This is a genomic window from Mycobacterium sp. E3298 (genome assembly GCF_001666895.1).
Taxonomy (GTDB): domain Bacteria; phylum Actinomycetota; class Actinomycetes; order Mycobacteriales; family Mycobacteriaceae; genus Mycobacterium.
This window is the reverse complement of the sequence record NZ_LZJB01000160.1, coordinates 1-1,143: the sequence shown is the minus strand read 5'-3', so window position 1 is coordinate 1,143 and position 1,143 is coordinate 1. Positions and strand designations below refer to the sequence as shown.

Sequence of the window (1,143 nt, the reverse complement as noted above, 5' to 3'; positions counted from 1 at the left end):
GCCGCCGCCCCCGAACTGCGGGAGGTGATCCGCGGGCCGTTGGACACCGACCGGCTCGGGGCCGAACCACCCTCGGACTACTACCTCGGCGGCCGCGCCCTGATCGCTCGGTTCCTCACGGCGATCGCTCAGTACCCGAACGCGGCGCTACAGCGCGACACCGCCCTGGTCGAGCTCGTCCTTTCCGACGGGGCGGTGACCGGGGCGATCGTGGAGAGCGGCGGCGAGCGGCGGGCCATCCGCACCCGGCTGGGCGTGCTGCTGGCCGCCGGCGGCTTCGAGAACAACGAGGAGATGCGCCGCGAATTCGGGGTGCCCGGCACCGCGCGAGACACCATGGGCGGCCCGGGAAGTCGCGGCCTGGCGCTGCGGGCCGGCATCGCCGCGGGCGCCGACACCGACCTGCTGGACCAGGCGTGGTGGTCACCGGGCATGACCCATCCCGACGGGCGGTCCGCGTTCGCGCTGTGGTTCACCGGCGGCATCTTCGTCAACCAGGACGGCGACCGGTTCGTCAACGAGTCCCAGGCGTACGACCGGGCGGGCCGCGAGATCATCGCGCAACTGCAGGACGGTTCAATCACGTTGCCGTACTGGATGATCTACGACGACTCCGACGGCGAGGTGCCCCCGGTGAAGGCGGCCAACGTGTCCATCGTCGAGACCGGGAAGTACGTCGCCGCCGGCCTGTGGCACACCGCGGACACCTTGGAGGAACTGGCGGACAAGATCGGCGTGCCGGGCGGGCGGCTGGCGGCAACGGTGGCCCGGTTCAACGGTTTTGCCGCCACGGGCGTCGACGAGGACTTCGGCAGGGGCGACGAGGCTTTCGACCGCGCCTTCTCGGGCGGCGCCTCGCCGCTGGTGCCCATCGAACGCCCGCCGTTCCACGCCGCGGCGTTCGGGATCTCCGATTTGGGCACAAAGGGCGGCCTGCGCACCGACGCCGCCGCCCGGGTGCTCGACACGTCCGGCAATCCCATACCCGGCCTCTACGCCGCAGGCAACACGATGGCCGCGCCCAGCGGCACGGCGTATCCCGGCGGCGGCAACCCGATCGGGACCAGCATGCTGTTCAGCCACCTGGCCGTCCTGGACATGCTCGACGTCATGAGCCGCCGGCGCCGCTGAGTCCTAGGCTGG

At 71.8% G+C, this 1,143-nt stretch carries 1 protein-coding gene; it reads left to right on the top strand.

Annotated features, from left to right (window positions below; all coding sequences use genetic code 11):
* On the top strand, positions 1 to 1,131 hold a 1,131-nt coding region (locus A9X05_RS07575; protein WP_067780395.1), incomplete at its 5' end, for an FAD-binding protein.
* Positions 1,132 to 1,143: the final 12 nt, after the last annotated feature.